The sequence below is a fragment of the Corallococcus sp. NCSPR001 genome (genome assembly GCF_017309135.1).
In the GTDB taxonomy this organism is placed as follows: Bacteria; Myxococcota; Myxococcia; order Myxococcales; family Myxococcaceae; genus Corallococcus.
This window is the reverse complement of record NZ_JAFIMS010000002.1, coordinates 8,971,852-8,998,493: the sequence shown is the minus strand read 5'-3', so window position 1 is coordinate 8,998,493 and position 26,642 is coordinate 8,971,852. Positions and strand designations below refer to the sequence as shown.

At 72.6% G+C, this 26,642-nt stretch carries 18 protein-coding genes; 10 read left to right on the top strand and 8 right to left on the bottom strand.

Annotated elements, in window-relative coordinates; translation table 11 throughout:
• Positions 1–7 precede the first annotated feature (7 nt).
• Positions 8–691 carry a hypothetical protein gene (locus tag JYJ93_RS38210; protein ID WP_206799673.1) on the bottom strand — a complete coding sequence of 228 codons (684 nt, stop codon included), beginning with the start codon at positions 689–691 and terminating at the stop codon, positions 8–10.
• 439 nt (positions 692–1,130) lie between these two features.
• On the opposite strand from JYJ93_RS38210, the gene JYJ93_RS38205 reads away from it, so the two are divergent.
• Both JYJ93_RS38205 and JYJ93_RS38200 read left to right on the top strand, forming a co-directional pair.
• Positions 1,131–2,375 carry an exonuclease SbcCD subunit D gene (locus JYJ93_RS38205; RefSeq protein WP_206799672.1) on the top strand — a complete coding sequence of 415 codons (1,245 nt, stop codon included), beginning with the start codon at positions 1,131–1,133 and terminating at the stop codon, positions 2,373–2,375.
• On the top strand, positions 2,372–6,295 hold the full coding sequence (locus JYJ93_RS38200) for an AAA family ATPase (protein WP_206799671.1): 3,924 nt from the start codon (positions 2,372–2,374) through the stop codon (positions 6,293–6,295). Before JYJ93_RS38205 ends, JYJ93_RS38200 begins: the two co-directional genes overlap by 4 nt.
• Positions 6,296–6,297: 2 nt before the next feature.
• Here JYJ93_RS38200 and JYJ93_RS38195 read toward each other — a convergent pair whose 3' ends face one another.
• Both JYJ93_RS38195 and JYJ93_RS38190 read right to left on the bottom strand, forming a co-directional pair.
• Positions 6,298–7,245 (bottom strand): serine/threonine-protein kinase, encoded by a 948-nt coding sequence (locus tag JYJ93_RS38195; protein ID WP_206799670.1) that lies wholly within the window; start codon positions 7,243–7,245, stop codon positions 6,298–6,300.
• Complete coding sequence (locus JYJ93_RS38190; RefSeq protein WP_269012983.1) at positions 7,242–8,030, bottom strand: TIGR02266 family protein; 789 nt, start codon at positions 8,028–8,030, stop codon at positions 7,242–7,244. Before JYJ93_RS38190 ends, JYJ93_RS38195 begins: the two co-directional genes overlap by 4 nt.
• A gap of 261 nt (positions 8,031–8,291) precedes the next feature.
• Here JYJ93_RS38190 and cglD point away from each other — a divergent pair, with 261 nt between their 5' ends.
• Complete coding sequence (cglD, locus tag JYJ93_RS38185) at positions 8,292–11,699, top strand: adventurous gliding motility lipoprotein CglD (RefSeq protein WP_206799668.1); 3,408 nt, start codon at positions 8,292–8,294, stop codon at positions 11,697–11,699.
• A 125-nt stretch (positions 11,700–11,824) separates the two neighbouring features.
• Here cglD and JYJ93_RS38180 read toward each other — a convergent pair whose 3' ends face one another.
• Positions 11,825–13,591: a M14 family zinc carboxypeptidase gene (locus JYJ93_RS38180; protein ID WP_206799667.1), complete on the bottom strand. Its 1,767-nt coding sequence runs from the start codon at positions 13,589–13,591 to the stop codon at positions 11,825–11,827.
• Positions 13,592–13,622: 31 nt separating this feature from the next.
• Positions 13,623–14,558 (bottom strand): MBL fold metallo-hydrolase, encoded by a 936-nt coding sequence (locus tag JYJ93_RS38175; RefSeq protein WP_206799666.1) that lies wholly within the window; start codon positions 14,556–14,558, stop codon positions 13,623–13,625.
• 144 nt (positions 14,559–14,702) lie between these two features.
• On the opposite strand from JYJ93_RS38175, the gene JYJ93_RS38170 reads away from it, so the two are divergent.
• A complete protein-coding gene (locus JYJ93_RS38170; protein WP_206799665.1) occupies positions 14,703–16,016 on the top strand; it encodes an ATP-binding protein in 1,314 nt (437 codons plus the stop codon).
• Positions 16,013–17,431: a sigma-54 dependent transcriptional regulator gene (locus tag JYJ93_RS38165; protein WP_206799663.1), complete on the top strand. Its 1,419-nt coding sequence runs from the start codon at positions 16,013–16,015 to the stop codon at positions 17,429–17,431. The genes JYJ93_RS38170 and JYJ93_RS38165 overlap by 4 nt, the downstream gene beginning before the upstream one ends.
• 6 nt (positions 17,432–17,437) lie before the next feature.
• Here the strand turns inward: JYJ93_RS38165 and JYJ93_RS38160 are convergent, their stop codons facing one another.
• Complete coding sequence (locus JYJ93_RS38160) at positions 17,438–17,902, bottom strand: hypothetical protein (RefSeq protein WP_206799661.1); 465 nt, start codon at positions 17,900–17,902, stop codon at positions 17,438–17,440.
• Positions 17,903–18,021: 119 nt separating this feature from the next.
• Here JYJ93_RS38160 and JYJ93_RS38155 point away from each other — a divergent pair, with 119 nt between their 5' ends.
• Both JYJ93_RS38155 and JYJ93_RS38150 read left to right on the top strand, forming a co-directional pair.
• Positions 18,022–18,600: a hypothetical protein gene (locus JYJ93_RS38155; RefSeq protein ID WP_206799659.1), complete on the top strand. Its 579-nt coding sequence runs from the start codon at positions 18,022–18,024 to the stop codon at positions 18,598–18,600.
• 15 nt (positions 18,601–18,615) lie between these two features.
• A complete protein-coding gene (locus tag JYJ93_RS38150; RefSeq protein WP_206799657.1) occupies positions 18,616–19,191 on the top strand; it encodes an RNA polymerase sigma factor in 576 nt (191 codons plus the stop codon).
• A gap of 7 nt (positions 19,192–19,198) precedes the next feature.
• Here the strand turns inward: JYJ93_RS38150 and JYJ93_RS38145 are convergent, their stop codons facing one another.
• A complete protein-coding gene (locus JYJ93_RS38145; protein ID WP_206799655.1) occupies positions 19,199–21,247 on the bottom strand; it encodes a leucine-rich repeat domain-containing protein in 2,049 nt (682 codons plus the stop codon).
• 218 nt (positions 21,248–21,465) lie between these two features.
• Here JYJ93_RS38145 and JYJ93_RS38140 point away from each other — a divergent pair, with 218 nt between their 5' ends.
• From JYJ93_RS38140 to JYJ93_RS38130, 3 genes are all read left to right on the top strand, one after another.
• A complete protein-coding gene (locus tag JYJ93_RS38140) occupies positions 21,466–23,931 on the top strand; it encodes a heavy metal translocating P-type ATPase (RefSeq protein WP_206799653.1) in 2,466 nt (821 codons plus the stop codon).
• An 89-nt stretch (positions 23,932–24,020) separates the two neighbouring features.
• Positions 24,021–24,434 carry a four-helix bundle copper-binding protein gene (locus tag JYJ93_RS38135; RefSeq protein ID WP_206799651.1) on the top strand — a complete coding sequence of 138 codons (414 nt, stop codon included), beginning with the start codon at positions 24,021–24,023 and terminating at the stop codon, positions 24,432–24,434.
• 41 nt (positions 24,435–24,475) lie between these two features.
• Positions 24,476–25,567 (top strand): aromatic ring-hydroxylating dioxygenase subunit alpha, encoded by a 1,092-nt coding sequence (locus JYJ93_RS38130; protein WP_206799649.1) that lies wholly within the window; start codon positions 24,476–24,478, stop codon positions 25,565–25,567.
• A gap of 6 nt (positions 25,568–25,573) precedes the next feature.
• Here the strand turns inward: JYJ93_RS38130 and JYJ93_RS38125 are convergent, their stop codons facing one another.
• On the bottom strand, positions 25,574–26,533 hold the full coding sequence (locus tag JYJ93_RS38125; RefSeq protein WP_206799648.1) for a cysteine synthase family protein: 960 nt from the start codon (positions 26,531–26,533) through the stop codon (positions 25,574–25,576).
• Between the last annotated feature and the right edge of the window lie 109 nt (positions 26,534–26,642).

Here is a 26,642-nt window from a genome sequence, read left to right as displayed (position 1 = left end):
GCCGCCCTCAGGCGTGCTCGGAGCCGGGCAGCTCTTCGTCCAGCAGTGACGGCTCCGCGTGCGGCGCGGCCTCCACGGCGTTCGTCGCGGGCAGCGCGGGCGCGGCCTCGGTGACGGCGCGGGCCAGGTCGTGGGGGGCGCGGAGCAGCGCCTCCAGCGCGGCGGCGCTCGCGGGGACGCCGCGCTGCTCCACCTGGAGCCAGCCGCCCTTGATGCTCACGCGGCGGTGGCCCTTCAGGCCCAGCAGGCGCTGACGCACGCCCGGCTCCAGGATGACGGGGCGCGCTTCCGGCGCCAGCCCCTCCACCTGGAAGGCCGCGTCCAGCTCCGCGTCGCCAATCGTCTCCTCGCGCGGGGTGGCGGCGCCGGGGAGCTTGTCCTCGGGGCGCTCGTGCTCCAGCAGCAGGTCCGCGGGCAGCGCGCCCTCCAGGTCCAGCCGCAGCACCGTCACGGTGTGGCGCTTCTTGCCGCCCGCGCCGCGCTTGCCCGTGGCCAGCAGCAGCGGCCGTCCTTGATAGCGCCCCTGCACCTCCATCCGCCGCTCCGCGATGGTGAGGCCGTGCGCCTTCGCGAACGCCTCCCACGCGGCGCGCTGGCGGCGCTTGAGTTCGAACAGCGTGGCGAGGACCAGGACGCCCAGGACGAGCAGGGACGCGAGGATGCCGAGCGGGGAGAGGACACCGGAAAGCATGGCGGCGCATTGTGCACTGGCCTCGCGACGCGGGAACCATCAATCCGATCGCGAATGCACCTCCGCGCGCCGGGCAGGCTTGCGGCATGAGGTGCGCGGACCTGCGGAAGGAACGCCGCGCGAGCGCAAACGTGTGGAATCCCGTGTGCCCCGCGCGCTCCGTGCGGAGTGCACGCATGGCGCAAGAGTCCCATGCCACGGGTGTGCCCTCGCGGGTGGGCCCGGGCCGCGTGGCGAGGCGCCGTGGCGCGTGGGGTGGGGAGGACGGGACGCGTTGGGCAGGCCACGGATGCAAGCGCCCGGAATGACGTCCTTTTTCGACAATGTCAGAGGGGGCGGGTAAGGGAGCGGGGGCTCGCCGCTTGGAGTCGGGGATGGGACCGGGGGAGGCTGCCCGGCCCGCACCCGCCACCGGGCCACGAGGGAGGGTGAACGCCGGATGCGCCTGCTGCACACGTCGGACTGGCACCTGGGCCACACGCTGTATGACGTCTCACGGGAAGTGGAGCACGCCGCGTTCCTGACGTGGCTGTTGGACACGCTGGAGTCCCAGGAGGTGGATGCGCTCCTGGTGGCCGGGGACATCTTCGACACGGCCAACCCCAGCGCGGAGGCGCAGGCGGCCTGGTACCACTTCATCGCGCGGGCCCGGCGCACGCTGCCGAAGCTGGACGTGGTGGTGGTGGGCGGCAACCACGACTCCGCCGCGCGCCTGGACGCGCCGGATCCGCTGTTCCACGCCCTGGGCGTGCGCGTGGTGGGCGGCCTGCCGCGCCACCGGGGCGGACTGGAGATGGAGCGGCTGGTGGTGCCGGTGCACGACGCGCGCGGGAAGGTGGGCGCGTGGGTGGCGGCGGTGCCGTACCTGCGGCCCTCGGACCTGCCGTCCGTGCCGGACGGTGAAGGGGACCGGCTGGTGGGGGGCGTGCGCTCCGTCTACGCGGAGGTGCTGGAGGCGGCGCGCAGGCGGCGGCGGTCCGGGCAGGCGCTGGTGGCCATGGGCCATTGCTACATGACGGGCTCGGAGCTGTCGGAGCTGAGCGAGCGGAAGATATTGGGCGGCAACCAGCATGCGCTGCCGGTGGAGTTGTTCCCGGAGGACGTCGCGTACGCGGCGCTGGGGCACCTGCACAAGGCGCAGCGCGTGGGGGGCCGCGAGGGCGTGCGCTACAGCGGCTCTCCCTTGCCGCTGTCCCTGTCGGAGGCGCACTACCGGCACCAGGTGCTGGTGCTGGACGTGGAGGACGGCGCGCTGACGCAGGTGCGTCCGCTGTCGGTGCCCCGCACCACGGACATGATGCGGGTGCCCGCGCGGGACGCTGCGCCGCTGCCGGAGGTGCTGGAGCTGCTGGCGGCGCTGCCCGCGTACGAGGCGGGGGCCCCGGAGTCGATGCGGCCGTACCTGGAGGTCTGCGTGTCGCTGCCCCGGCCGGAGCCGGCGCTGCGCCACAAGGTGGAGAAGGCGCTGGAGGGGCGGGCGGCGCGGCTGGTGAAGCTGACGCCGTTCTACACGGGCACGGGCGGGGCGCTGGCGGACGTGCGGCCGGGGCTGTCGCTGCGGGAGCGCACGCCGGAGGACGTGTTCCTCGCCCGGTATGCGCGGGACTTCAAGGAGGCGCCCTCGCCGGGGCTGCTGGAGTCGTTCCACGCGCTGCTCACGCAGGTGCAGGAGGACGCGTCGTGAAGATCCTGGCGATTCGCGGCAGCAACCTTACGAGCTTCGCGGGGGACTTCGCGCTGGAGCTGGACCGGGCGCCGCTGGACCGGCTGGGGCTGTTCGCCATCTCCGGCGCGACGGGGGCGGGGAAGAGCACGCTGCTGGATGCGCTGTGCCTGGCGCTGTTCGACCGCACGCCCCGGCTGGGTGGGCCCAGCAAGGTGCTGGTGGGCCGCGCGGACGAGGACGAGGAGGCGCGGCTGTCCGCGTACGACGTGCGCGGCATGCTGCGGCGCGGGGCGGGCAAGGGCCACGCGGAGGTGGACTTCCTGGGCAAGGACGGGCGGCGCTACCGGGCCCGGTGGAACGTGTGGCGTGCGCGCGAGCGCGCGGAGGGGCGCTTCCGGCCGCAGGAGCTGAGCCTGACGGACGTGGCCTCGGGGCAGGTGTTCGGCCGCACCAAGGGCGAGGTGCTCCACGCGATTCAGGAGCGGCTGGGGCTGTCGTTCGACCAGTTCCGGCGCTCGGCGCTGCTGGCGCAGGGCGAGTTCGCGGCGTTCCTGCGCGCGGACGCGAACGAGCGCGCGGAGCTGCTGGAGCGGATGACGGGCACGGAGGTGTACAGCCGCGTGTCCATCGCCGCGCATGAGAAGAACGCGAAGGAGCAGGAGGAGCTGAAGCGGCTGTCGCAGGGGCTCGCGGCCATCGCGCTGATGTCCGACGCCGACCGCGAGGGCGTGCGCGTCCAACTGGGCGAGGAGGAGGCGGCGCGGGTCCGCGAGGAGGCCCGGTCGCGCGAGGCGGAGGCGGCCCGGTCCTGGTACGCGCAGCGCGCGGAGTTCGTGGGACAGGAGCAGCAGGCCGAAAGCGCGGTGGCCCGGGCGGAGTCGGAGCGGGAGGCGGCGGCGCCTCGCGAGGCCTTGCTGGAGTCGGTGCGCGCGGCGGAGGGCTTCCGAGCGGTGGTGTCCGCGGTGGAGGCCGCGGAGCAGGGCTGCGTGAGGGCGGAGGCCGAGCAGCTGGAGCGGGCCTCGCAGGCGGAGGCGGCGCTCGCGGCGGCGGCGGCGCAGCGGCAGGTGCGGATGCAGGCGGAGGTCGCGCGGGCGGCGGCGCTGGATGCCGAGGCGTCGGTGCGTCCGGCGCTGGAGGAGGCCGCGACGCTGGACACGCGCCGCGCGGAGGCGGAGCGCGAGGCCCGTGAGGCCGCGGAGCTGGCGAAGCAGGCGAAGGCCGCGGAGGCGTCGGCTCGCGATGCGCTGGCGCTGGTGCAGGCGGCGGAAGCGAAGGCCCAGGGGCTGGTGGACTCGGCCGAGGCGTGGCGCGCGTCGCACGCGAGCTGGGAGTCCCTGGCCACGGAGTGGCCGCGCTGGCAGCGCGAGCTGGAGCGCTTCGCCGTGGCGCTGAAGGAGGAACAGGCGGCCGGCGCGGACGTGGACCGGCTGGGGAAGGACGCGGACCGCCTGGGCAACGAGGCCCAGGCGCGCCGTGAGGAGCACCAGGGCGCGGTCGAGTCGGAGGCGCAGGCGCAGGCCCTGGCGACGCACGCGGAGGCCGCGCTGGGCGAGGATGGCGGCGCGGCGCGGCGGGCGCTCCGGGAAGCGCTGCTGGCGCGACAGGAGGTCCTGGGGGCGTTGACGCTCGCGGGTGAAGGCGCTCGGGCGGAGGGCGCGGCGGAAGGGGACGCGGCGGCGGAGGTGAAGGCGCACCGCGAGGTCTCCCAGCGCGCGGCGGCGGAGGCGAAGGACGCGGCGGCGCGGCGGGCGACCCAGGAGGCGATGCTCCACGAAGCGCGCCGCGCGCAGTCTCGCGCGGAGGCGACGCAGGGCCTGGCCTCGCACCGGGCCGCGCTGCATGAAGGTGAGCCGTGTCCGCTGTGCGGCGCGCTCGAACATCCGTATGCCCGGGAGGCTTCCGCGCTGGAGGGGCTGGTCGCGGAGACCGCGGCCCGGGTGCTGGAGCTGGAGTCCGCGCGGGATGCGGCGGCGAAGCAGGAGAGCGCGGCGAGCGTGCGGCAGGCGACCGCGGACACGGCCGCGACCCAGGCCGAAGCCCGGCGCGACACGGCCGCCCGAAAGCGCACGGCACACCGTGACGCCTGGAGCGCGGCGCGCGAACGGTGGACCCGCGCGGTGCTTCCGGGGGAGGACACGGCAGGGCCGGCCGATGCGAAGGCTTCGTCACGAGGCTCGAAGGACCCTGCCGTTGCTGCGAACGCGGAAGCCGGGCGCTCAAGTCCTGCGGATGCGAAGGCGTCACTCGGTTCGACGGACCACGCTGCTGCATCGCCTCCCGAGGACGCGGAGGCCAGCACCTCCCAGACGTGGATCCATTCAGCTCAGGAGGACGTGCGCGCGCGGCTCGCGACCCTTCGTGACGAAGAGGCTTCCGCGGAGGCCCGCGCCAGTGCGGCTCGTGAAGCCCGGGCCCTGCTGGAGACCCGGCGCACCCGGCGCGAAGGCGCGGCCGATGCCCTTCGCAAGGCCGAGGACGCTCAGTCCCGCGCGGCCCAGTCCCACCGGGATGCGCTGCTTCGCCGGGACACCGCCCGCGATGCCCGCGAGCTCGCCCTCGCCGAGGTGTCCCCTCCGTTCGCCAGCGAGGAGGTCACCTGGAAGGACAAGCTCGCCGCGGACCCCGTGCGCTTCCAGGGCCAGTGCCTGGCGCGCGTGACGAAGTGGCGCGAGAAGCTCGCGGAGCTGGAGGCCTCTCGCAAGCGCCTGGAGGAGCAACAGGGCCTGCGTGCCCGTGAAGAGGTCCGCCTCCAGGCCCGGCTCGAGGACGCACAGACCGCCGCCCACCGCGCGGGCCTCAAGGACACGGCCTTCCAGGACGCGTCCAGGGCCCGCGCCCGGCTGCTCCAGGGCCGCCCCACGCAGGAGGTGCGCGCGGAGCTCCAGGCGCGCATCGACGCCGCCCAGGCCACCTACGAGCGCGCCCGCGAGGACTCCGAAGCCCTCCAGCAGGCGGAGAAGGTGGCCACCGCCCGCGCCGAGGACGCCGTGCGCCTGCGCACCGAGGCCGCCCTCACCCTCGACCGCGCCCAGGCCGTCCTCACGGAGCGCCTCGCCGGCCATGGCACCACCTTGGAGCAGCTCAAGGCCCTGCTGGCTCGCGGCGCCGCCTGGTGCGACTCGGAGGCCCGCGCGCTCAACGCCCTGCGCGAGTCCGTGGCCCAGGCCCGCGCCGTCCTCGGGGAGCGCCGCGAGCGCCGAGTCCGCCATGAGGCCTCCGGGCTCCCCTCGCTCGCGGAAGGGGACGTCGCGGAGCTCTGCGAACGCCTGCGCACCGACGTGGAGGTGCGCAGCCGCGCCGAGGCCCTGCTGCGCGCGAAGCTGGAAGCCGACGACACCGCCCGCGCCCGCCATGGCGCGGAGGCCCGGGCCCTGGAGCAGCGCCGCGCCGACGCGGAGGTGTGGAAGACGCTGGGCGACCTCATCGGTTCGCACGACGGCAAGAAGTTCAAGGTCTTCGCCCAGAGCCTCACCCTGGACGCGCTGCTGCTGCACGCCAACGCGCACCTGCGCGAATTGGCCCGCCGCTACCGCCTGGAGCGCGTGCCCGGCCATGACCTGGACCTCCAGGTGGTGGACGGCGACATGGGCGACGAGGTCCGCAGCGTGGCCAGCCTCTCCGGCGGGGAGAGCTTCCTCGTGTCGCTCGCGCTCGCGCTGGGCCTGGCCTCGCTGTCGTCGGAGACGACGCAGGTGGAGACGCTCTTCATCGACGAGGGCTTCGGCACGCTGGACCCGGAGACGCTGGAGGTCGCGCTCGCCACGCTCGACGCGCTCCAGGCCACCGGCCGCCAGGTGGGCATCATCTCCCACGTGAGCGGGCTCGCCGAGCGCATCGGCGTGCAGGTGCGCGTGGTGAAGCAGGGCGGCGGCCGCAGCAAGCTCGTCGTGGAAGGCGACGCGGGGATGGTCATCCCCTCGGATCAGCAGGTGGCGTGACCTCAGCCCGTCGCCGGCTCCGCGCCCATCAGGCCGCGCACCACCGCGGCCACGGCCAGCGGCGTCGCCACGCGGTCGTCGCTCAGCGCCGCCAGCGCCCGCGCGAACTGCTCCGCGGAGGAGAAGCGCTGTGACGGGTGCGGCGCGAGCGCCCGGTCCAGCACCAGCGCCAGCGGATCCGACACCTCCGGCGCCACCATGCGCACGGGCGTCAGCCGCATGCCCCGGATGGAGGCCTCCACCTCCTCGGCCGTCCCTTCCTCATAGGGCGACTCCAGGGACAGCAGTTCGTACAGCAGCACCGCCGCCGCCCACAGGTCCACCGCCACGGAGACCTCACCGGCCAAGAGCTCCGGCGAGCGGTAGTTCTGCTTGCCCACCCGCCGCAGGTCCACCTCCAGCCCCGCGCGCGAGCGGGCCACGCCGAAGTCCGCCAGCTTCACCTCTCCGCCGCGCGACAGGAGCACGTTGTGCGGCGACACATCGCAGTGCACCACCGCCAGCGGCAGGCCCTTGGCGTTGGTGGCCTTGTGCGCGTACCCCAGCGCCTCCAGCACGTGGCGCACCATCATCACGGAGATGTCGATGGGCAGCTCGATGCGCCGGCGCCGGCACTGCGCCAGCACGCGCCCCAGGTCCGTGCCGTCCACCAGCTCCAGCGCCAGGTAGGGCCCGTCCGCCAGCTCGCCGTACTCCCGGAAGCCCACGATGTGCGGATGGTCCAGGCACCGCGCCAGCTCCCCCTCGTGCAGGAGCTGCTCGCGCGCCTCCGCGTCCCGCAGGCGCTCCGGCCGCACGCGCTTGAGGGCCACCTCCTCGCCCGCATGCGGGCCCTGGAGCATCCGCGCGCGGAACACCTCCGCGTTGCCGCCGCGCCCCAGCCGCGACAGCAGCTGGAAGCGGCCCAGGTCGCGCGGCCACTCGGGTGTCTTGCCTTCCTCCAACGTCACGCCTTCTCTCCGGCCAGGCTCGCCAGGTATCCGTCCAGCGTCGCCGAAAAGGTGGCGTCGTCGCTCAGGAAGGCCAGCCCCACGCCCCCGGTGTATTGCTCGTCCACCACATGCACCACCAGCGCCTCGCCCTGCAACCGCTGGCCGTTGGGCAGCTTCACGTCCACGGTGACGACGCTGTCCTGGGGCGGGCGGTGCGCCGTGCGCACGAAGAGCCCCCCGTTGCTGATGTTCAGCGCGTGCTCGCGCACGAAGTCCAGCTCCGTGCGGAACTCCATCTCCAGCTTCACCGCGAAGCGCCGGGCGCGGCGCTGGGTCTCATCACCCGCGGGGGCCTGCGCGGAAGGCTCCGACGGCGGTGAGTCCTCGGACGGTCCAGTCCGCGGCGCGTCCGCGCTTCCGGCTCGAGCGGCCAGCGGCGCGGGCGGTGCCTCGGATGGCGGCGGAGCCTTTGGCTCGGACGGCGCGGGTAGGGGGCCTCGCGCGGCCAGCGCCTCCAGGTGCTGCCGCAGCTCCTGCGCGGCCTGCGTGCGCTCATTGCCGCCGAAGGGCGTGCCGCCCGCCAGCGTGCGCGAGCGCAGCGCGTCCCGCTCCGCCTTGGGCAGCCGCCACAACTCCACGAACGTGCCGCCGCTCTTGCGAACCTCTTCGCCCAGCCGCTCCACCGCCGCGCGCGGATAGCCGGGCACCTCCACCTTCACCTCCAGCGCGCCGGCCTCGTCGCGAAACGCCACCACGAGCTGCATCGACTGCGCGGACGGCAGAAGCGCACTCAGGCCCTCCACGACAGCCGCCGCCTTCTCAGGCGAAGCCGCTTCCCCCCAGACCGCCGCGAGACCGAACACAGGCACGGGGCGGACGATAACCGAGCCCTCCTGGCCTCGGTAAAGACAGTGCAGTCGGAAACAGGCGACAGCGGTGAACGCCGAGTTTACGAATCGTGATTCCGCCTCCGTCCCAGGGCGTACCTACATCGGCATCGGATACGCATCCCTCTATGCTGAGGGTGTTCTCCGTAACCCCCCTTTCCGGAGTGCTGACCCGTTATGCGCAATTGGATCCGACTCTTCTCCGGCACGCTGCTCGCCGCCACGCTCATGGCGGGCTGCGGCGGCTCTGACCCGGACCCTGGCCCTGGCCCTGACCCCACCAACGACGGAGGCCCGGGAAGCGACGCGGGCGTCGACGCGGGCTTCGATGCCGGCTACGTCGAGGACGCGGGCGTCATCATCGACCCCGACCCGGATCCGGGTGAAGTCCCCGTCGACCCGTATGATCCGAACAACGCGACGAAGGACTCGGACTGCGACGGCCTGACGGACCAGGAGGAGTTCTCCACGGTCTATGCCGGCGGCCTGAAGACGAACCCGGGCCTGCGCGACACGGACGGCGACGGCATCCGCGACGGCGTGGAGGTGGGCCGTACGTCCAGTGTCAGCACGGACCCGAGCTGCAACTTCCGCGGGGACCAGGACCCCACGACGCGCACCTCGCCGGTGAAGGCGGACACGGACGATGACGGCATCCCGGACGGCCTGGAGGACGCCAACCGCAACGGCAAGCGCGACCTCACGGAGACGGACCCCAACACGGCGGACTCCGACAATGACGGCATCCCGGACGGCGTGGAGGACGCGAACAAGAACGGCTCGGTGAGCCCCGGCGAGACGGATCCCCGCCTGCGCGACACGGACGGCGACGGCCTGCCGGACGGCCTGGAGAAGTCGACGGGCACGGATCCGCTCAAGCCGGACTCGGACGGCGACACCTGCTCGGACGGCGCCGAGGACGTGAACAAGAACGGCAAGGTGGACCCGGGCGAGACGGATCCGCGCAAGGCGGACTGCGCCGCGTCCATCCCCGACGCGGACTTCGACGGCATCCCCGACTCCGTTGAAATCGCCACCGGCACCAACCCGAACAACGCCGACACGGACGGCGACGGCGTGGCGGACGGCGTGGAGGACACGAACAAGAACGGCCGCGTGGACTCCGGTGAGACCGACCCGCGCCTGACCGACACCGACTGCGACGGGCTCCAGGACGGCGCCGGCCGCAACGGCTTCCTCGGCGAGGACCCCAACTCCAACGGCCAGGTGGACCCCGGCGAGACGGACCCCACCAACCCGGACACCGACGGCGACGGCCTGCTGGACGGCGTGGAGCGTGGCGTGACCACGGCCGCGGCCCCGCGCAACAACTGCGGCTACGTGGGTGACGCGGACCCGGCGACGAAGACGGACGCCACCAAGGCGGACAGCGACGGCGACGGCATCCCCGACGGCGCGGAGGACTCCAACCAGAACGGCAAGGTGGACCCCGGCGAGCTCAACCCGCTGGACCCCAAGGACGGCGCGGCCTCCACGCCCGCGGGCAAGGCGTGCAGCGTGCAGAACCTGCGCACGGTGACCTTCAAGGAGGACAGCGGCGCGGACATCCGGCTCGCGCTGCCCAACACCTTCAAGGACGCCAACCTGCTCAACCTGAAGGCCAACGGCCAGACCGTGGGCGTGATGGGCTATGACGACACGAAGCAGGTGACGTTCATCGCGTACAAGCGCGGTCAGGTGGGCTCCTCCACCACGCCCTCCTCCGACGAGTCGGGCATCCGCACTGGCACGGCGCTGCTGTCGCCGGCGGACGTGGAGTTCACGCAGACGTTCACCACCTGGGACGGCTTCCCCGCGGCGGTCTCCCGCTACGCGCTCGCCGGCACGACGGAGCTGAAGGCGTTCACCAACTCGCTGGCGCGCCAGCTGGTGCCCAACAGCACGGAGACGCTCGGCGGCACGGCGGGCATCAACGGCCCGTTCAAGATCCAGGCGCAGTACGTGCACCGCTCCAACCAGAGCGTCGTGGTGGTGCTCGCCATCACGCCGGCGGCCCGCTACAACGAGGCGGGCAGCCTCTTCACGACGGCGGACACGGCGGGCGGCTCCGCGCTGGCGCAGTTCGGCGACGCGGACGCGGTGCAGTGCGAGGTCTTCACCGGCAACACGGCCGTGGTGGACTTCCTCTTCGTGGTGGACGACTCCGGCTCCATGGCGTCGTCGCAGACGTCGCTGGCGAACGCGGGCACGGCGGTGGCCAACAAGCTGGGCAACGCGACGCTGGACTGGCGCGTGTCCATGGTGACCACCAGCTACACGGTGGGCAGCAGCGCCAACCGCAACGTGCTGCGTCCCTTCACCACCAACATCAACCAGTTCAAGGCGTGGCTGACCCAGAACGCGGTGTGCAACAACAGCGTCTGCGCCGTGAAAGGCGGCACCACCCAGAACCCCACGTACACGCCGCTGCCCAACACCACGTGCACGGCGGACACCAACTGCTGGGTGGGCCTGAAGGGCGATGGCAGCGAGCGTCCGTTGGAGGCGGCGCGCAAGGCCATCAACGACATGGCCGCGTCCACGGGCGGCGCGGAGACGAAGCTCCGTCCGGGCGCGAAGGTGGTGGTGGTCATCCTCACGGACGTGAAGGACCAGTCCACGGACACGGTGGCCAACTACATCTCGTACTTCCTCAACAACGGCACCACGTCCGGCACCACGAGCAACCCCACGGGCCAGCCCATCCAGGTGCACGGCATCATCTGCCCGCCGGACGGCGGCCAGTGCTACTCGGGTGAGGACAACACGAACCCGCGCCACCTGGACGTCATCCAGGCCACGGGCGGCGTGTCCGGCAGCATCCGGGACAACACCTCCATCACCAACACCATCAACGCCATCGTGGACAGCGTCATCGCGTCGGTGGGTTACCGCACGCTCAAGCCGCCGATTGGCGCGTCGCTGAAGGTCGCGGTGGAGGCGGTGGTGGACCCGGCCGTCTGCCCCAGCACCGGGGACCTGCCGCGCAGCCGCACCAACGGCTTCGACGTGGACGGCATCAACCGCACCGTGTCCTTCTACGGCGCCTGCCGTCCGAAGGAGTCCGGCAAGACGCAGGCGGCGCTGTCGTACCGCTACTGGATCGACCGCACGGCCAAGCCGGACGGCAACCCGCCGCCCTGCATCTCCGACACGCAGTACTACGACTCGAACGATCCGGACTTCTGCAAGGGCAAGCTCGCCTGCAACCGCACCACGGACAAGTGCGAGTGCCCGGCGGACTGCGGTGGCACGGCCCCCCCGGGCCAGGTGTGCAACACGGACCGCGCGGTGTGTGACTTCACCTGCGCGCCGGACTGCGGCGGCACGTGCGGCACCTTCGAGACGTGCAACACGGGCACCTGCTCGTGCAGCTGCGTGCAGTCCGCGTCCTGCGCGGCGGGCTACAAGTTCGACAACAACGCCTGCGGCTGCGTCTGCGACACGGGCGCGCTCAACTGCGGCAACAGCTCCGCCGCCAACGCGGAACTGTGCGCCTGCGTCTGCAAGCCGGACTGCGGCGGCTGCGCGCCGGGCTTCACCTGCAACGTCAGCGCGTGCGTCTGCGAGAAGCCCATCGGCTAGGCCGTGAATGAAGACGCGCTCCCGGTGCCTCATGGACCGGGAGCGCGGCGCTCAAATCCGAAGCCCCCGCTCCGCGACACCCTTTCAAAGGGGAAGCGGGCCGGGGGCTTCTTCTTTCCCCTCGGTTACTTCACCGCGGCCAGATTCGGCGGCGCGCTGGCGGCGCGGTACACGGGGTAGAGGCCCAGGCGCTCGTCCCAGGTCGGGTGGCGCTCGGCGAAGAAGCGCAGCCGGGCGCGCGGGTCCTTGGCGAACGCGGGGTCCTTCAGGCGCTCCTGGAACGCGGCCTTCACGCCCGCGTCCTTCGCCAGCAGCTCGCGGGCCCAGGGCTCCAGCACGTAGTCCTCGATGTATTCCTTCTGCTCGAAGTGGGCGTTGAAGAAGCCCCACGCCAGCAGCGAGTCCGGCGCCGCGGGCTCGAAGAGGTGCGCCACCAGCTCCACGTTCTTCTGCGCCACCGGCACGTAGAGCGTCCCCGCGGGCAGGTCCTGCGTGTCCGGCTTCCACTCGCCATTCGCGGTGAGGCCCTGGTGGCCTTCGTTGGAGCGCACCTGGAACTGGAAGTCCTTGGAGCGGAACGACTCCACCTTCGCCGCGGGCACCGCGCGGGTGATGCGCTGGAACGCGATGCCGTGCGCGGCCAGCTTCGGCGCGACCCACGCGGCGTGCGCGGCGGACACCAGGTAGCCGCCCTCGGGCAGCTTCACGGTGACGGCGGGCTCCACGTCCGGCAGGTACGGCACCTTCCACGTCTGGGGCTGCGTGTCGTCGTAGCGGATGTACGGCTGGCCGGAGATGTCCGACGGCATGCGCTCGTAGGCGTAACCCTTGAACGCGATCGCCTCGCGCTTGGACGTGTTCTTCCAGCCGAGCACCACCTCGCGCACCTGTCCGGCCACGGCCTTCTGGTCCTCCGCCTTCACGGCGGCCAGCAGCGCGGCGCCGTCGCGGGCCACGAGCTTCAAGAGGCCCTCCAGCACGTCGCGGGTGGCCTTCACGCGCTGCTCATAGTTCTTCCAGGAGTGCGTCTCCACGAGCACGCCGAAGCGGTGGTGGACGGACCAGAAGGCGTGGCTGAAGCGCGGCGGGGGGACGCCGTAGGCGAAGCCGCTCGTGGGGTCGTCATCCCGGAGGAACGACGGGTAGAAGCGCAGCGGCTGGTGCCCCTGGGCGGTGAGGCCGGTGAAGAGCTCGTCCACCAGCTTCGTGCCCCGCTCGCGCAAGCCGGGCGGGCCGGACTTCTGCGGCTCCAGGCCCACGGACACGTCGGGTTCGAACTTCGCGCCGTCCGTGACGTGCAGGTCCACGTAGACGAGCGGGTCCCACGCGTTGAGGTACTTCAGCAGCAGCACCATCTCCGGCGCGTCCGCCTTCACGTAGTCCCGGTTGAGGTTGAAGTTCTGCGCGGTGACGCGGAAGCCCATCTCCTCCGGGCCCACCTGGTTGGGGCGGTGGTTGGGGTTGAAGCGCTCATGGCCGTCCACGTTGAAGACGGGGACGAAGACGGCGGTGACGCCCTTGAGCAGGTCCGGCACGGAGGCCCGGTTCTGGAGCGCGTCGCGCAGCAGCCAGTAGCCGGCGTCCTTGCCGTCGATTTCACCCGCGTGGATGCCGCCCTGGAAGAAGACGACGGGCCGCCCCTTCTTGCGCGCGGCGTCCGCGGTGAGCGTGCCGTCCTGGCTGACGACGAGCGCCACCAGGGGCCGGCCCTCCGGCGTGGTGCCCAGCGTGTCGCAGCGGGCCTTGCCGGGGAACGCCTTGGGGAAGGCGCGGCAGAGGCTCTCCGCTTCCGCGTAGCGGCCGGTGCGCTTCCAGCCGCTCTGCTCGGAGACGGTGGTGAGTGGGGGAGGGGCCTGCGTGAGGACCAGGGCGGCGAGGGTGGGCAGGAGCATGGCCGCTTGAGACCACAAGCTCCGCCAGCGCTCAACCGTGCCGCACGGTGTGTGTGCCGCCCACGGGCAGGACGTGTACGCGGTCGCGCGGCCAGCCCCGGCGCAGCCACTCGGCATCCAGGCGGACGGGCGGCTCGTCGAGGGGCTCGTCCGTGAGCTTGAAGGTGCCCCAGTGCATGGCGAAGAAGGCCATCGCGCCCAGGTCCTCGAAGGCCTGCACCGCCTCCTCCGGGTTCATGTGCTGCAACCGCATGAACCACGCGGGGTCGTAGGCGCCAATGGGCAAGAGCGCCGCGTCCAGCTTGGGGAAGCGCGCGCCAATCTCCTTGAAGCCCTGGAAGTAGGCGGTGTCGCCGGAGTGGTAGACGCGCGCGCTGGAGCCCTCCACCACGAAGCCGCCCCAGAGCATCTGGTTGGCGTCGTTGAGGCCGCGGCGGCTCCAGTGCTGGGACGGCACGTAGTGCACGCGCACGGGCCCCACCTGCGTGGACTCCCACCAGTCCAGTTCGTGGAAGGGCAGCCCCTGGCCCTGGAACACCGGCGCGTGGCCCAGGCCGGTGACGACGCGGGCGCCCACCTGCTTGAGCGTGGGCAGGTCCAGGTGGTCGTAGTGGTTGTGGCTCACCAGGCTCGCGTCGATGCGCGGCAGCTTCTCCACCGGCACGCCGGGCGGCACGTTGCGGCGGATGATGACGTTGATGGCGTCGCGCAGCACCGGGTCGATGAGCAGCGACACGCCGTCCAGTTGCACCAGCCAGCTCGCGTGGCCCAGCCACGTCAGGCGGGCGCCCTCGCCCGGGGCGGGCGGGGTGGCGAGCACCGCCAGGTCCGGCTCCACGTGCGGCACGACCGCGCGCGCGGGCGCGCTGCGGCGCTTGCCCGCGAGCTTGTCCGTGACGGCCCACTTGAAGACGCGGGTGAAGGCCTGCGGTCCGCTGCCATCCAGGTTCTTGAAGCGCATCGCCATGAGTGGCTCCCGGCAACGGGTGTCTCCCAAAGGATGGGCCCTCGCCGCCTCGGGTGAGTCATGCTCGGCCGGAGGGGAGGGGCGCAAGGGGAATGCGGCTTGCGACAGCCTGGGGAGGACAGGCGCCGTATAAGAGGGCTTCCCATGGGACCTGTCTCCGGCACCACGACCCGCAGGGTGTTGCTCGCGTTCGGCGCGCTGGTGGCGCTGTTCGCGGCGGCGTCGGGCTATGCGCTCGGCCGGCTGGCGGACATCCATGAAGGCACGCGCGCGCTGCGCGAGGTGGGGGGCCGCGCGCGGGAGGCGCGGGAGCTGGCCACGGCGGTGCGGGACCAGTACGCGCACCTGGCGCACACCATCATCCTGGGCAACGACAGCCACCGGCGCTTCCACACGGAGGCCCGCGCCCGCGTGGAGGCGCTGACGCGGCGGCTGGCGGAGCACGCGCGCGACGCGGACGAGCGCGCGGCGGTGGCGGACATCCAGGCGTCGGGCGACGCGCTGGACACGCTCTACCGGGACACGCTGCTGCCCGCGGTGATGGCGAAGGACTCGGCCGCGGTGGAGGCGGCGCATGGGCGCGCGCTGGAGTGGGTGTCGCGCATCCAGGCGCGGGTGGACGCGCTGACGGCGGACTCGGACGCGTCCATGGACGCCTTCGAGGCACACGTAGGCGCGGTGGAGCGCGACAGCTTCCGCTGGGCGCTGCTGCTCCTGGGCGGGGCCACGCTGTTCGCGGCCGGGGTGGGCGTGTACATCGGCAACGCGGTGGCGCGGCTCGTCGAGCACGAGAAGCTGGCGGGCATTGGCCGGCTGGCGGCGGGCGTGGCGCATGAAATCAACAACCCGCTGGGCGTCATCCTCGGGTACGTGCGGCTGTTGCAGCGGCGGGCGGAGGGGCCGCTCGCGGAGGACCTGCGCGTGGTGGAGGAGGAGGCGGTGCGCTGCCAGGACATCGTGGAGGGGCTGCTGGACCTGGCGCGTCCGGGCCGCGGGCCCCGGGAGCCGGTGGCGCTGCGCGACGCGTGCGAGGAGGTCGTCTTGCGCCTGCGTGAGGCCACGCGCCTGGGCTCCGTGACGGTGGACGTGCACGGCGAGGGCACCGCGTGGGCGCAGGCGCCCCGGCTGCGGCAGGTGCTGCTCAACCTGGTGAAGAACGCGGCGGAGGCCGCGGGCGAGGGAGGACGGGTGGAGGTGCGCATCACGGTGGACGCGGACGGGAGCGCTCGCGTGGCGGTGTCGGACTCGGGGCCCGGGGTGACGCCGGAGGCGCGGGCCCGGCTGTTCGAGCCCTTCTTCACCACGAAGCCCTCCGGCACGGGGCTGGGGCTCGCGGTGAGCCAGGCCATCGCGGAGGCGCACGGCGGCCGCATCGACGTGGACACCGGGGCCCTGGGCGGCGCGCGCTTCACGCTGTCGCTGCCTCCTCCCTCGCGCGTACAGGAGGCAGCGGCATGAGCGGCGCGAAGCCTTCGGTCCTCGTCGTTGACGACAAGGAGAACATGCTCAAGCTGTTCGCGCGCATCCTCGGGGACGCGTACGCGGTGACGACCGCGCCCGACGGCGTGCAGGCGCTGGCCCTGGTCTCCGCGCGCACGTTCGACGTGGTCGTCACCGACATCCAGATGCCGGGCGCGGACGGCTTCACGGTGCTGCGCGAGGTGAAGCGGCGCGCGCCGCAAACGGAGGTCATCCTCGTCACCGCCTACGCGAGCATCCCCAAGGCCGTGGAGGCCATCAAGGAAGGCGCGTACGACTACCTGTCCAAGCCCTTCGACCCGGACGAGGTGGCCCTGGTGGTCGCCCGTGCCCTGGAGCGCCAGCGCCAGCGCCGGGATGCGTTGGGGCTCGCCGACCGCGTGGCACGCATGCCGGACTTCCACGGCCTGCGCGGCACCAGCCCCGCGCTCCAGAAGACGCACGCGCTGCTCGCGCAGGTGGCCTCGCGCGACCTCACCGTGGTGCTCACCGGCGAGACGGGCACCGGCAAGGAACTGGCCGCCCGCGCTCTGCACCGCGAGAGCCCGCGCCGCGACAGGCCCTTCGTCGCGGTGAACTGCGGCGCGCTGCCGGCGGAGCTGGTGGAGAGCGAGCTCTTCGGCCACGCGAAGGGCGCCTTCACCGGGGCGACGGGCGCGAAGGCCGGCCTCTTCGAGGAGGCCCACGGCGGTACGCTCTTCCTGGACGAGGTGGGCGACCTGCCGCTGCCCGTGCAGGTGAAGCTCAACCGCGCGCTCCAGGAGAAGGAGATCCGCCGCGTGGGCACCACCACGCCGGTGACGGTGGACGTGCGCGTGGTGGCGGCGACGCACCGGGACCTGGCGCGGGAGGTGGCCCGGGGGCGCTTCCGCGAGGACCTCTACTACCGGCTGGAGGGCGTGACGGTGCGGATGCCCGCCCTGCGCGAGCGGCGCGAGGACATCCCGCTGCTCGCCATGCACTTCCTCGCGGGCGCGAACCGGCCGGAGCTTTCGGGCTTCACGCCCCAGGCACTCCAGGCGCTCACCGCCGCGCCGTGGCCCGGCAACGTGCGGCAGTTGCAGAACGCGGTGGCGCGCGCGGCGGCGGTGGCGGCGGGCCCCCGCATCACCCCGGAGGACCTGCCGCCCGAGCTCACCGCCAGTGCTCCGGTGGCCCGTGCCTCCGCGGCCCCGGGGCCGCTGCCAGCGGAGGCACTGGCGAAGCAGCCCTACCGCGAGGCGGTGGACCGCGTGCGCGACGCCGTGTCGCGCGACTACCTCACCGCGCTGATGCAGGAGTTCTCCGGCAACGTGACCCACGCGGCCGAGCGCGCGGGCATGGAGCGCGAGAGCCTGCACCGCCTGCTCAAGCGCTATGGCGTCCGCACGGAGGACTTCAAGCGCGGCGACTGAAGGCCCTTAGCGGGGCTGGTGCTCGGAGAGCACCTTGTCCAGGGCCTCGGCCTGCGCGCGGACGTCCGCGTCGGTGTCCTTGGCGGCCTTGGCGACGTGCGTGCGGGCCTTGGTGGCCTCCGTCTTCGCCAGCGCCATGGCCATGCACAGGTTCGCCTTGGGATGGTCGGGAGCCGCGTCCAGCGCGGGCTTGAGGACGGCCGCGGCCTGGGCATCCTCCTGCTTCTCCAGGTGGTACATGGCCAGGGCACAGGCCGGCTCCACCGCGGAGGGCTGCTGCTTCAGCGCCTCCTGCAAGAGCTCCGTGGCGAAGCCGCGCTGGTTGTGCCCGTCCATCGCGAACGCCATGGCGGTGAGCTCCTCCACGGAAGCGTCCCCCTGCTTCTTCGCCTGCTCCACCAGACGCTGCGCGTTCTCGAAGTTGCCGGCGCGCAGTTCCTTGATTCCATCGGAATACGGGTAGCTCTTCACTGTGTCTCCCAGTGCACCACGCGGTGCGTTGCACGCATTCTGCGCGACTTTGGTCGGGGGGCCGCAACTTTGGGGCGGCGGTTTCCGAAAAATCGAGAAGACTTCTCCCCCAGGCCCCCATGATCATCCGCAACTCGCCCGTCCGCCAGCCGCAGACCTCCAGTACGGAGTCCCCCGCCGCGCGCCCCGCCGCCCCTGCAGCGCGCAACGTGGTGAAGGACTCCTTCTCCCCCGGCACCACCGCCGCCCAGCGCACGGGCGCCATCAGCAAGGCGCCCCCGGGCGACCACGGCAAGCTGATGAGCGAGTACCTCACCGGCGCGCGTCCGCCCCCGGCGGACTTCGAGCAGGTGATGGGCTACAAGCCCTACGCCATCCAGACGCCGCACGGCCAGCGCATGCAGGACCCGCTCGGCTACGCCTCCGTCCCCGGCCAGATTGGCCCGGTGAAGGAGTTCGACAAGGCGGCCAAGACGCACGACTACGGCTACGACCTGCTGCGTTACTACGACCGCAAGGGCACGCCGCTGAAGCCGGAGGCCCGCAAGGCCGCGGACGCGCAGTTCCGCCAGGACATGTTCGACTACGCGAACGACCAGAAGGGCACGCTGTCGAAGTTCAAGTACCGTGCGTGGGCGCAGATCTACGCCACCGCGGTGGAGCTGAACTCGGTGCGCCAGGGCAACGGCCCTCCGTAGTCACCAAGGAGTCGCATGGAGGTTGAAGGGCCAGAAGCAGGGCTGCCCCCGGACCGCGAGGACGTGGTGGCGGCGCTCCTGGCCCATCAGCGCCGCTTCCTCGCCTTCGTGGAGCGGCGGGTGGGCAGCAGGGCCGTCGCGGAGGACCTCTTCCAGACGGCCTTCGCCCGCACCCTGGAGAAGGGTGGGGCGCTGAAGGACGGCGAAAGCGCGGTGGCGTGGTTCTACCGCCTCTTGCGCAACGCGCTCGTGGACCACCACCGCCGGCAGGCCGCGGAAGGACGCGCGCTGGAGGTGGAGGCGCGCGACGCGGACTCCGCCACCGAAGACCCGGAGCTGAAGGGCGCGGTGTGCGCGTGCCTCGCGGACCTTCTGCCCACGCTCAAGCCGGAGTACGCCCGGCTCGTGCGCCAGGTGGACCTGGAGGGGCGGGCCGTGCCGGACGTGGCGCGCGAGGTGGGCATCACCCCCAACAACGCGGGCGTGCGGCTGCACCGTGCGCGGCTCGCGCTCAAGCGTTCGCTGGAGCGCGGCTGCGGCGCGTGCGCGGCGCACGGCTGCCTGGACTGCTCCTGCAAGCCGCGCCGCTGAAGCGGCCTCAGGGGCAGACCGCCGCGTCGTCGTTCTGGTCGATGTTCACGCCCCACGGCTCGCCCTGGAACACGCTCGCCGCGAGCGCGGTGGCCCGGCACGTGGGCAGCCTCGCGTTGTCCAGGACGGTGAAGCTCTCCGGCACGCGCGCCAGGTCCGTCAGGCCGAAATCGGTGAGCGCCGCGTTGCCCTGGAGGTTGAGGTAGTCCACCTCGCGCAAGCGCGCCAGGTCGCCCAGGTTCGTGAGCGCGGCGTTCCCCAGCACGTCCAGGGTGGTCAGCCGGGTCAGCCGCTGGAAGCCTTCCAGGGACGTCAGCGCCGTGTTGCCCACCACGGCCACCGTCGTCACGCTGGTCAGGACCGGCAGGTGGTGCACGCGCTGGAGCTTCTCGTTGTACTTCACGGAGAAGCTGTCGGTGACCTGGAGCAGCAGGGGCATGTCGCCCACGCTCAAGAGCTCCTTGTTGCCCTGGATGAGGATGCGGCCCGCGTAGGTGAGCTGCCCGAGCCCCATCGTGTCCGTCAGCCGCGGGTTGCCGGTGATGAACAGCGCCCCCACGGAGGTGAGCTGGCCCAGCGGAGCCAGCGTCTCCAGCAGCGCGTTGTCCCGCAGTTCCAGGGAGCCCCCCACCTCCGTCAGGTGATTCAGGCCGAAGGGACCGCCCAGGGCGGCGTTGCCGGACAGGCGCACGTTCCCGTGGACCCGGGTCAGGTAGAAGAAGGGCGAGCGGTCCAGCCGCAGGTGGTCCTCGATGATGAGCGACCCGTGGAGCTCGGTGACGTAGGGAAGCAGGCCCGGGTCCACCAGCGCGTTGTTCGCGCGCAGGGTGATGCTGTCGCCGGGCTGCACCGCCGCCAGCCCCTCCAGCGTGGAGAGCATGGGGTTGTCCTCCACCAGGAGGCTGCGCTCGACCCGCAGCATCGTGTCCGGCGCCGTGCCCAGCGTGAGCGCGTCCAGCCGGGCATTGGAGACCACCGCCGCGGTGCCACCCACGAAGCGCAGGGCGGGCATGAACAGCCGGCGCAGGCTGGCGTTGCCCCGCACGGTGAGGCCGCCCTCGATGATCGCCAGCGAAGGGAGGGACGCGTCGGTGAGCGTGGGCGCGGAGATGATCAGCTCGCCCCGCAGGTGGGTGACGCCCTCGAGCGCGACCAGGTCCACGGGGCCCGTCACCGCGAAGTCCCCGTCGTGCACGCGCGTGGCCTGGCACACGTACACGGCCGCGGAGGCGCCATGGCTGTCCGGCTCGCCGTCGTGGTCCAGGTCCTGGAACGCTTCCACGCGCGTGCCACCGCGCGAGCAGTTCGGCCCCGAGGGCTCGGGCTGATGGCGGAGCTTCAGGTCGGTCAGTTGCAGGCCACAGAAGTAGTGGGTGGCTTCGACCTCGGACATCGCGAGCAACTTGTCACCGTCCAGGTCCGGGCCCGCCTCCAGGGCCGTGCCGCCGCTGTCGTCGCCGTCGCAAGGCGCGGTGAAGGCCGCCAGGGAGCGCAGGCGCAACACCACGGGGACTGGCTCGTCGCAGGCGTACACCTCCTGGGCGATCTCCTCGTCCTCCAGCAGCCCGTTGCCATTGGCGTCATGGCCGGCGTGCGACACCTGCCCGCCCAGGGGGCAGCGCGCGCCCGGGCTCACCGGCCGCGTGCGCAGGAGCACGTTGGCCACCGAGGTGGCGCAGACATACTCGGTGGCGGACACCTCCGCGTCGTCGAGCTGCCCGTTGCCGTCCTGGTCCAGGCCGGACTGCACCGCCTGTCCCCCCAGCGAGCAGTTCGCGCCGTGGGGCTCGGTCCGCGCGCGGGTGCGGACCTGGGGCAGGGCGGCGTCGCAGACGTAGTCGGTGGCGGTGACCTCCGCGTCGTCCAGTTCTCCGTCCCGGTCCCGGTCCAGCCCGGACTCCACCGCGTCCCCGCCGAACTCGCAGTTCGCGCCAGCGGGCTCCGGGCGCACCCGGGTCTTCGCGTCGCGCTGGGTGATGTCCGACAGGTCGATGGCGTCACAGCCGCCGGCGAGGAGGGCCAGCAGCGCCCCCCAGGTCACCCACACGCGTCGCATTCGATGCCTTCTCTGGTCGGGCCCCGACCTTGCTTCCCTGGCCATACGGAGCGAGCGGATTTTCCTGGCCGTTTCGCGTTGGGTCCAGCCCGGACGGACGCGCAAGCCCCTGGAAATCCAGGCCGCTGGCGCCGTGTCCTACCGGAAAGGACCCCGCATGGACAAACGTGTAAGAGCGCGCCGGGTGCCGCGTTGGCCCGGGGAAAGGAGGCTTCTCCATGACGCATCACCATCCGCATTCCCCTGCATCGCCTTCACCCCGGCCGCCCCCCGTGGGAGCGGGAGGGCCCGCCGTCGACCCCGTGTGCGGCATGGAGGTGGACCCTCGCGCGCCCCGGGGTGGGAGCTGGGAGCACGAGGGCCACACCTGGTTCTTCTGCAGCCCGAAGTGCCGCCAGCGCTTCCAGGAGGACCCCGCGCGGTTCCTCCAGCCCCAGACGCCGCCACCGCCCGCCGCGCCGGGCGCCGTGTACGTGTGCCCCATGGATCCGGAGGTGCGGCGGGACGCGCCCGGGCCGTGCCCGAAGTGCGGCATGGCGCTGGAGCCCGAGGCGCCGCCCGTCCTCCAGACGCGCGTCGAATACACCTGCCCCATGCACCCGGAGGTGGTGCGCGACGGGCCCGGCACCTGCCCCAAGTGCGGCATGGCGCTGGAGCCGCGCACGGTGACGTTGGAAGAGCCGCCGGATCCGGAGCTGCGTTCGATGACGCGAAGGTTCTGGGTGGGCCTGGCGCTGAGCGTTCCGCTGATGCTGCTGGGCATGTCGGACATGCTGCCGGTGCCGCATGGGCTGTCGGCCTCGGCGCTCGTGTGGGTGCAGTTCGCGCTGGCGACGCCGGTGGTGCTGTGGGTGGGCGCGCCGTTCTTCCAGCGGGGCTGGGCGTCGGTGAAGAACCGGCACCTGAACATGTTCACGCTCATCGCGCTGGGCGCGGGCGCGGCGTACGCCTTCAGCGTGGGCGTCACGCTGTTCCCGCACCTGCTGCCGGAAAGCGCGCGCACGGGGCACGGCGGCACCGCGCCCGTGTATTACGAAGCCGCGGCCATCATCCTCACGCTGGTGGCGCTGGGGCAGGTGCTGGAGCTGCGCGCCCGCCACGCGACGTCCGGTGCGCTGAGGGCCCTGCTGTCGCTGGCCCCCGCCACCGCGAGGCGCATCTCGGACGATGGCCACGAGGAGGACATGCCGCTGTCCCAGGTGCGCACCGGATGGCGCCTGCGCGTGCGCCCCGGTGAGAAGGTGCCGGTGGACGGCGAGGTGCTGGAGGGCGCGAGCGCGGTGGATGAATCGCTCGTCACCGGAGAGCCCGTGCCGGTGGAGAAGGGGCCGGGCGCGAAGGTGACGGGCGGCACGGTGAACGGCACGGGCACGCTCGTGATGCGCGCGGAGCGCGTGGGGCAGGACACGCTCCTGTCGCGCATCGTCCAGCGCGTGGCCGAGGCGCAGCGCACGCGCGCGCCCATCCAGCGGCTGGCGGACCGGGTGGCCGGCATCTTCGTGCCCGCGGTCATCGCGGTGGCGGTGGTGACGGCGATGGTCTGGGGCGTGTGGGGACCGGAGCCGAGGCTCGCGCACGCGCTGGTGAACGCGGTGGCGGTGCTCATCATCGCCTGCCCGTGCGCGCTGGGCCTGGCCACGCCCATGTCCGTGATGGTGGGGACGGGGCAGGGCGCGCGCATGGGCGTCCTCATCCGCGACGCGGCGGCGCTGGAGCGGATGGCCGCGGTGGACACGCTGGTGGTGGACAAGACGGGCACGCTGACCGAGGGCAAGCCGCGGCTCGTGACGGTGGAGCCCGCGCCGGGCGGGGACGCCTCCGCGCTGCTGCGCCAGGCCGCGAGCCTGGAGCGAGGCAGCGAGCACCCGCTGGCCGCCGCCGTGGTCGCGGGCGCGAGGGAGCGGGGCGTGTCCCCCGGGGGCGTGGAGGACTTCCAGTCCGTGACCGGGCAGGGCGTCCGGGGCCGCGTGGACGGACGCGAGGTCGCGCTGGGAAACGCGGCGTTGATGCGGAGCCTGGGCGTGGAGGTGGAGGCGCTGACGGAGCGCGCGGAGGCGCTGCGCCAGGAGGGCCAGACGGTGGTGCTGGTGTCGGTGGAGGGCCGGGCGGCGGGGCTCCTGGGCGTGGAGGATCCGCTGAAGCCGTCCACGCCGGAGGCGCTGGCGAGGCTGCGGAAGGAAGGCCTGCGCGTGGTGATGCTCACCGGCGACAGCCCGACGACGGCGCACGCGGTGGCGCGCAGGCTGGGCATCACGGAGGTCATCGCGGGCGTGCAGCCGGACGCCAAGGGCGACGCGGTGAAGACATTGCAAGCGCAGGGGCGCGTGGTGGCGATGGCGGGCGACGGCGTGAACGACGCCCCGGCGCTGGCGCGGGCGGACGTGGGCATCGCCATGGGGACGGGCACGGACATCGCGATGGAGAGCGCGGGCGTGACGCTGGTGAAGGGCGACCTGCGAGGCATCGCCCGGGCGCGCGGGTTGAGCCAGGGCGTGCTGCGCAACATCCGGCAGAACCTCTTCTTCGCCTTCGTCTACAACCTGCTGGGCGTGCCGCTGGCGGCGGGCGTGCTGTACCCCTTCCTCGGGTTGCTCCTGAGCCCGCTGTTCGCGAGCGCGGCGATGAGCCTCTCGTCGGTGTCCGTCATCGGCAACGCCCTGCGGTTGCGGCGGCTGAAGCTCTAGGCCGGACGCCGCTGTCCAACCGGCCGCGCGAGGTGGGAAGGGCGACGTCCCCGCGCGTGCCCATGGTGAAGGCCGAAAGGAACCCCACCATGGCGAGCGCCGAAGTGGAGCGAAGCGACGATGCGATGCGGGAGTGCATCGACAACTGCACGGCCTGTCACCGCGTCTGCCTGGAGACCCTGGCGGACTGCCTGAAGCAGGGGGGCAGGCTCGCCGAGCCGGGGCACCTCCGGCTGCTGATGGACTGCGCGGACATCTGCGAGACGAGCGCGCGCTTCATGCTGCGCGGCTCGGAGCTGCACTCGCGCACCTGCTTCGCCTGCGCGGAGGTGTGCGCCGCCTGCGCGACCGCCTGCGAGAAGCTGGGTGACGCGGGGCGGATGAAGGCCTGCGCGGACGCGTGCCGACGCTGCGAGGAGTCCTGCCGTCGGATGAGCGGTGGGGTGATGCCCCAGCCCCTCAACCCTGAGGCCGCCCAACGCTTCGCCGACCTGCCCGCCTGAAGGGGGCGTGCACGGCGGCCCGGGCCCATTAGACTGGGCGCATGAACGCCCGCGAGGAGGGGCGCACCCCAGGTGCGTCCCCCAGTCACATCTCCGTCGTCCGGCTTCCGCACTCCTGGTTCATCCTCTGCACGTCGCGCGAGCTGGGGGACAAGCCGCTCGCCCGCACGCTGCAGGGCACGCCCCTGGTGCTCTTCCGGGGCGAGGGCGGCAAGCCCGGCGCCCTGATGGACCGCTGCCCGCACCGCAACGTGCCCCTGTCGCTGGGGCGCGTGACGAACGGGCAGTTGGAGTGCGGCTACCACGGGTGGCGCTTCGACACCGGAGGCCAGTGCCGGCTCATCCCCGGCCTGGTGGGCGAGCCCGAGGCCCGCTCCCGCTGCGCCGCGACCTACGCGACGCGCGAGCAGGACGGCTTCGTCTGGGTCTACTCCACGCCTGGCGTGGAGCCCACGACGGAGCCCTTCCGTTTCCCGCTGCTGGACGCGGCGGACTACACCACCGTGCGCCGGGTGCTGCGCGCGCCCGGGTCGCTGCACGCGGTGCTGGAGAACACGCTGGACGTGCCGCACACGGCTTTCCTCCACGGCGGCCTGTTCCGCACCGCGGAGAAGAAGAACGAAATCGACGTGGTGGTGCGCAGGAGCGCGGACCGCGTGGAGGCGGAGTACCTGGGCGAGCCCGCGCCCAAGGGGCTCGTGGGGCGGCTGCTCGCGCCGGGCGGCGGGGTGGTGCAGCACTTCGACCGCTTCCTGATGCCGTCCATCGCGCAGGTGGAGTACCGCATCGGGGAGAAGAGCCACATCCTGGTCAACTCCGCCATGACGCCGGTGGATGACTGGGACACGCTCGTGTACGCGGTGGTGACGGTGAAGCTGCCCGTGCCGCGCTGGCTGCTCAAGGCCGCGGTGCCCTTCGTGCTGCCCGTGGGCCTGCACATCTTCGGGCAGGACGCGCGCATCCTGGAGCGGCAGACGGACTCCATCCGCCGCTTCGGCACGGAGGCCTACGCCTCCACCGAAATCGACGTCCTGGGGCCCAGCATCCTGCGCCTGATGCGCGCCCAGGAGCGCGAGCGCACCGCCCCGCCTCCGGACACGGTGCACGAGACGCGCGTGCGCATGCGCACGTAGAGGCCTTCAGACCGCCTTGGGCGCGGCCCGGGGCTGCACGAGCTCCGTGGAGAAGTAGCGCTCCATGCGGTCCGGGAACACCGTCACCACCTGGGCCTGCGGGCCCAGCCGCTTCGCCGCCTCCACCGCCGCCGCGTAGTTGAGACCGGAGGACGGGCCCACCGGGAAGCCCCGGCGGATGAGCGCCCGCGCGGTGCGCATGGCCAGGTCGTCCGACACGTCCAGCTCCACGCGGCCCGGCATGTCCGCCTCGCGGTACAGCCGCGACAAGCCGTCCACCACGCCCGGTACGCGCGCGCTGAAGCTGCAACACTCGATGTCGCAGCCCAGCCCGGCGATGGGCCTCGCCACGAAGGGCGTCACCGGACAGCCGGCCTCCGCGAACGCCTGGAAGAGCCCCACGATGGTGCCGCCCGTCCCCACGCCGCTCACCACGCCGTGCACCAGCCCGCCCGGCACCTGCGCCAATATCTCCTGCCCCGTCCACACGCGGTGGGCCTCCGCGTTGTCCGGGTTCTCGAACTGGCGGGGCGCGAAGCCGCCGCGCTCCTTCGCCAGCGCCGCCGCCCGCGCGATGGCGCCCCGGATGCCCTCCGAGCGCGGCACCAGCTCCACCTCGCCACCGTAGGCGCGGATGGCGATGAGCCGCTCCTCCGTCACGCCCTCCGGCATCACCGCCGTGAAGCGGCAGCCCATCTGCGCGCTCGCCAGCGCCATGGCGATGCTGGTGGAGCCGCTGGACGCCTCCACCACGTCGCCGCCCGGGGAGAGTTCCCCCAGCCGCCACGCCTTCTCCAGCATGTACCGGGCGATGCGATCCTTGGTGGACCCACTGGGATTGAGGAACTCCAGTTTGCACCAGATGGTCGGACCTTCCGGGTCCAGCCGCACGGGCACGAGCGGCGTGGGCCCCACGGCCTGGAGGAAGCGGCCATCAGCGGGAAGCGGGCGGCAGGGAGGGCGCATGGGTCATCCCTATCGCGAAACGCGCTGGCAGGGGAGCCACCCTGTCGTCCAGCGAGCGGCGGCGGACGCCCGTTCCCCTGGCTGTTCCGTCAGAGAAGACATTTTCCCA

What these genes read in the sequence shown, in the direction of transcription:
- JYJ93_RS38210 (WP_206799673.1), bottom strand. Translation starts at nt 691, where the DNA reads ATGCTTTCCGGTGTCCTCTCCCCGCTCGGCATCCTCGCGTCCCTGCTC.
- JYJ93_RS38205 (WP_206799672.1), top strand. Translation starts at nt 1,131, where the DNA reads ATGCGCCTGCTGCACACGTCGGACTGGCACCTGGGCCACACGCTGTAT.
- cglD (WP_206799668.1), top strand. Translation starts at nt 8,292, where the DNA reads ATGCGCAATTGGATCCGACTCTTCTCCGGCACGCTGCTCGCCGCCACG.
- JYJ93_RS38180 (WP_206799667.1), bottom strand. Translation starts at nt 13,591, where the DNA reads ATGCTCCTGCCCACCCTCGCCGCCCTGGTCCTCACGCAGGCCCCTCCC.
- JYJ93_RS38175 (WP_206799666.1), bottom strand. Translation starts at nt 14,558, where the DNA reads ATGGCGATGCGCTTCAAGAACCTGGATGGCAGCGGACCGCAGGCCTTC.
- JYJ93_RS38170 (WP_206799665.1), top strand. Translation starts at nt 14,703, where the DNA reads ATGGGACCTGTCTCCGGCACCACGACCCGCAGGGTGTTGCTCGCGTTC.
- JYJ93_RS38165 (WP_206799663.1), top strand. Translation starts at nt 16,013, where the DNA reads ATGAGCGGCGCGAAGCCTTCGGTCCTCGTCGTTGACGACAAGGAGAAC.
- JYJ93_RS38155 (WP_206799659.1), top strand. Translation starts at nt 18,022, where the DNA reads ATGATCATCCGCAACTCGCCCGTCCGCCAGCCGCAGACCTCCAGTACG.
- JYJ93_RS38150 (WP_206799657.1), top strand. Translation starts at nt 18,616, where the DNA reads ATGGAGGTTGAAGGGCCAGAAGCAGGGCTGCCCCCGGACCGCGAGGAC.
- JYJ93_RS38145 (WP_206799655.1), bottom strand. Translation starts at nt 21,247, where the DNA reads ATGCGACGCGTGTGGGTGACCTGGGGGGCGCTGCTGGCCCTCCTCGCC.
- JYJ93_RS38140 (WP_206799653.1), top strand. Translation starts at nt 21,466, where the DNA reads ATGACGCATCACCATCCGCATTCCCCTGCATCGCCTTCACCCCGGCCG.
- JYJ93_RS38135 (WP_206799651.1), top strand. Translation starts at nt 24,021, where the DNA reads ATGGCGAGCGCCGAAGTGGAGCGAAGCGACGATGCGATGCGGGAGTGC.
- JYJ93_RS38130 (WP_206799649.1), top strand. Translation starts at nt 24,476, where the DNA reads ATGAACGCCCGCGAGGAGGGGCGCACCCCAGGTGCGTCCCCCAGTCAC.
- JYJ93_RS38125 (WP_206799648.1), bottom strand. Translation starts at nt 26,533, where the DNA reads ATGCGCCCTCCCTGCCGCCCGCTTCCCGCTGATGGCCGCTTCCTCCAG.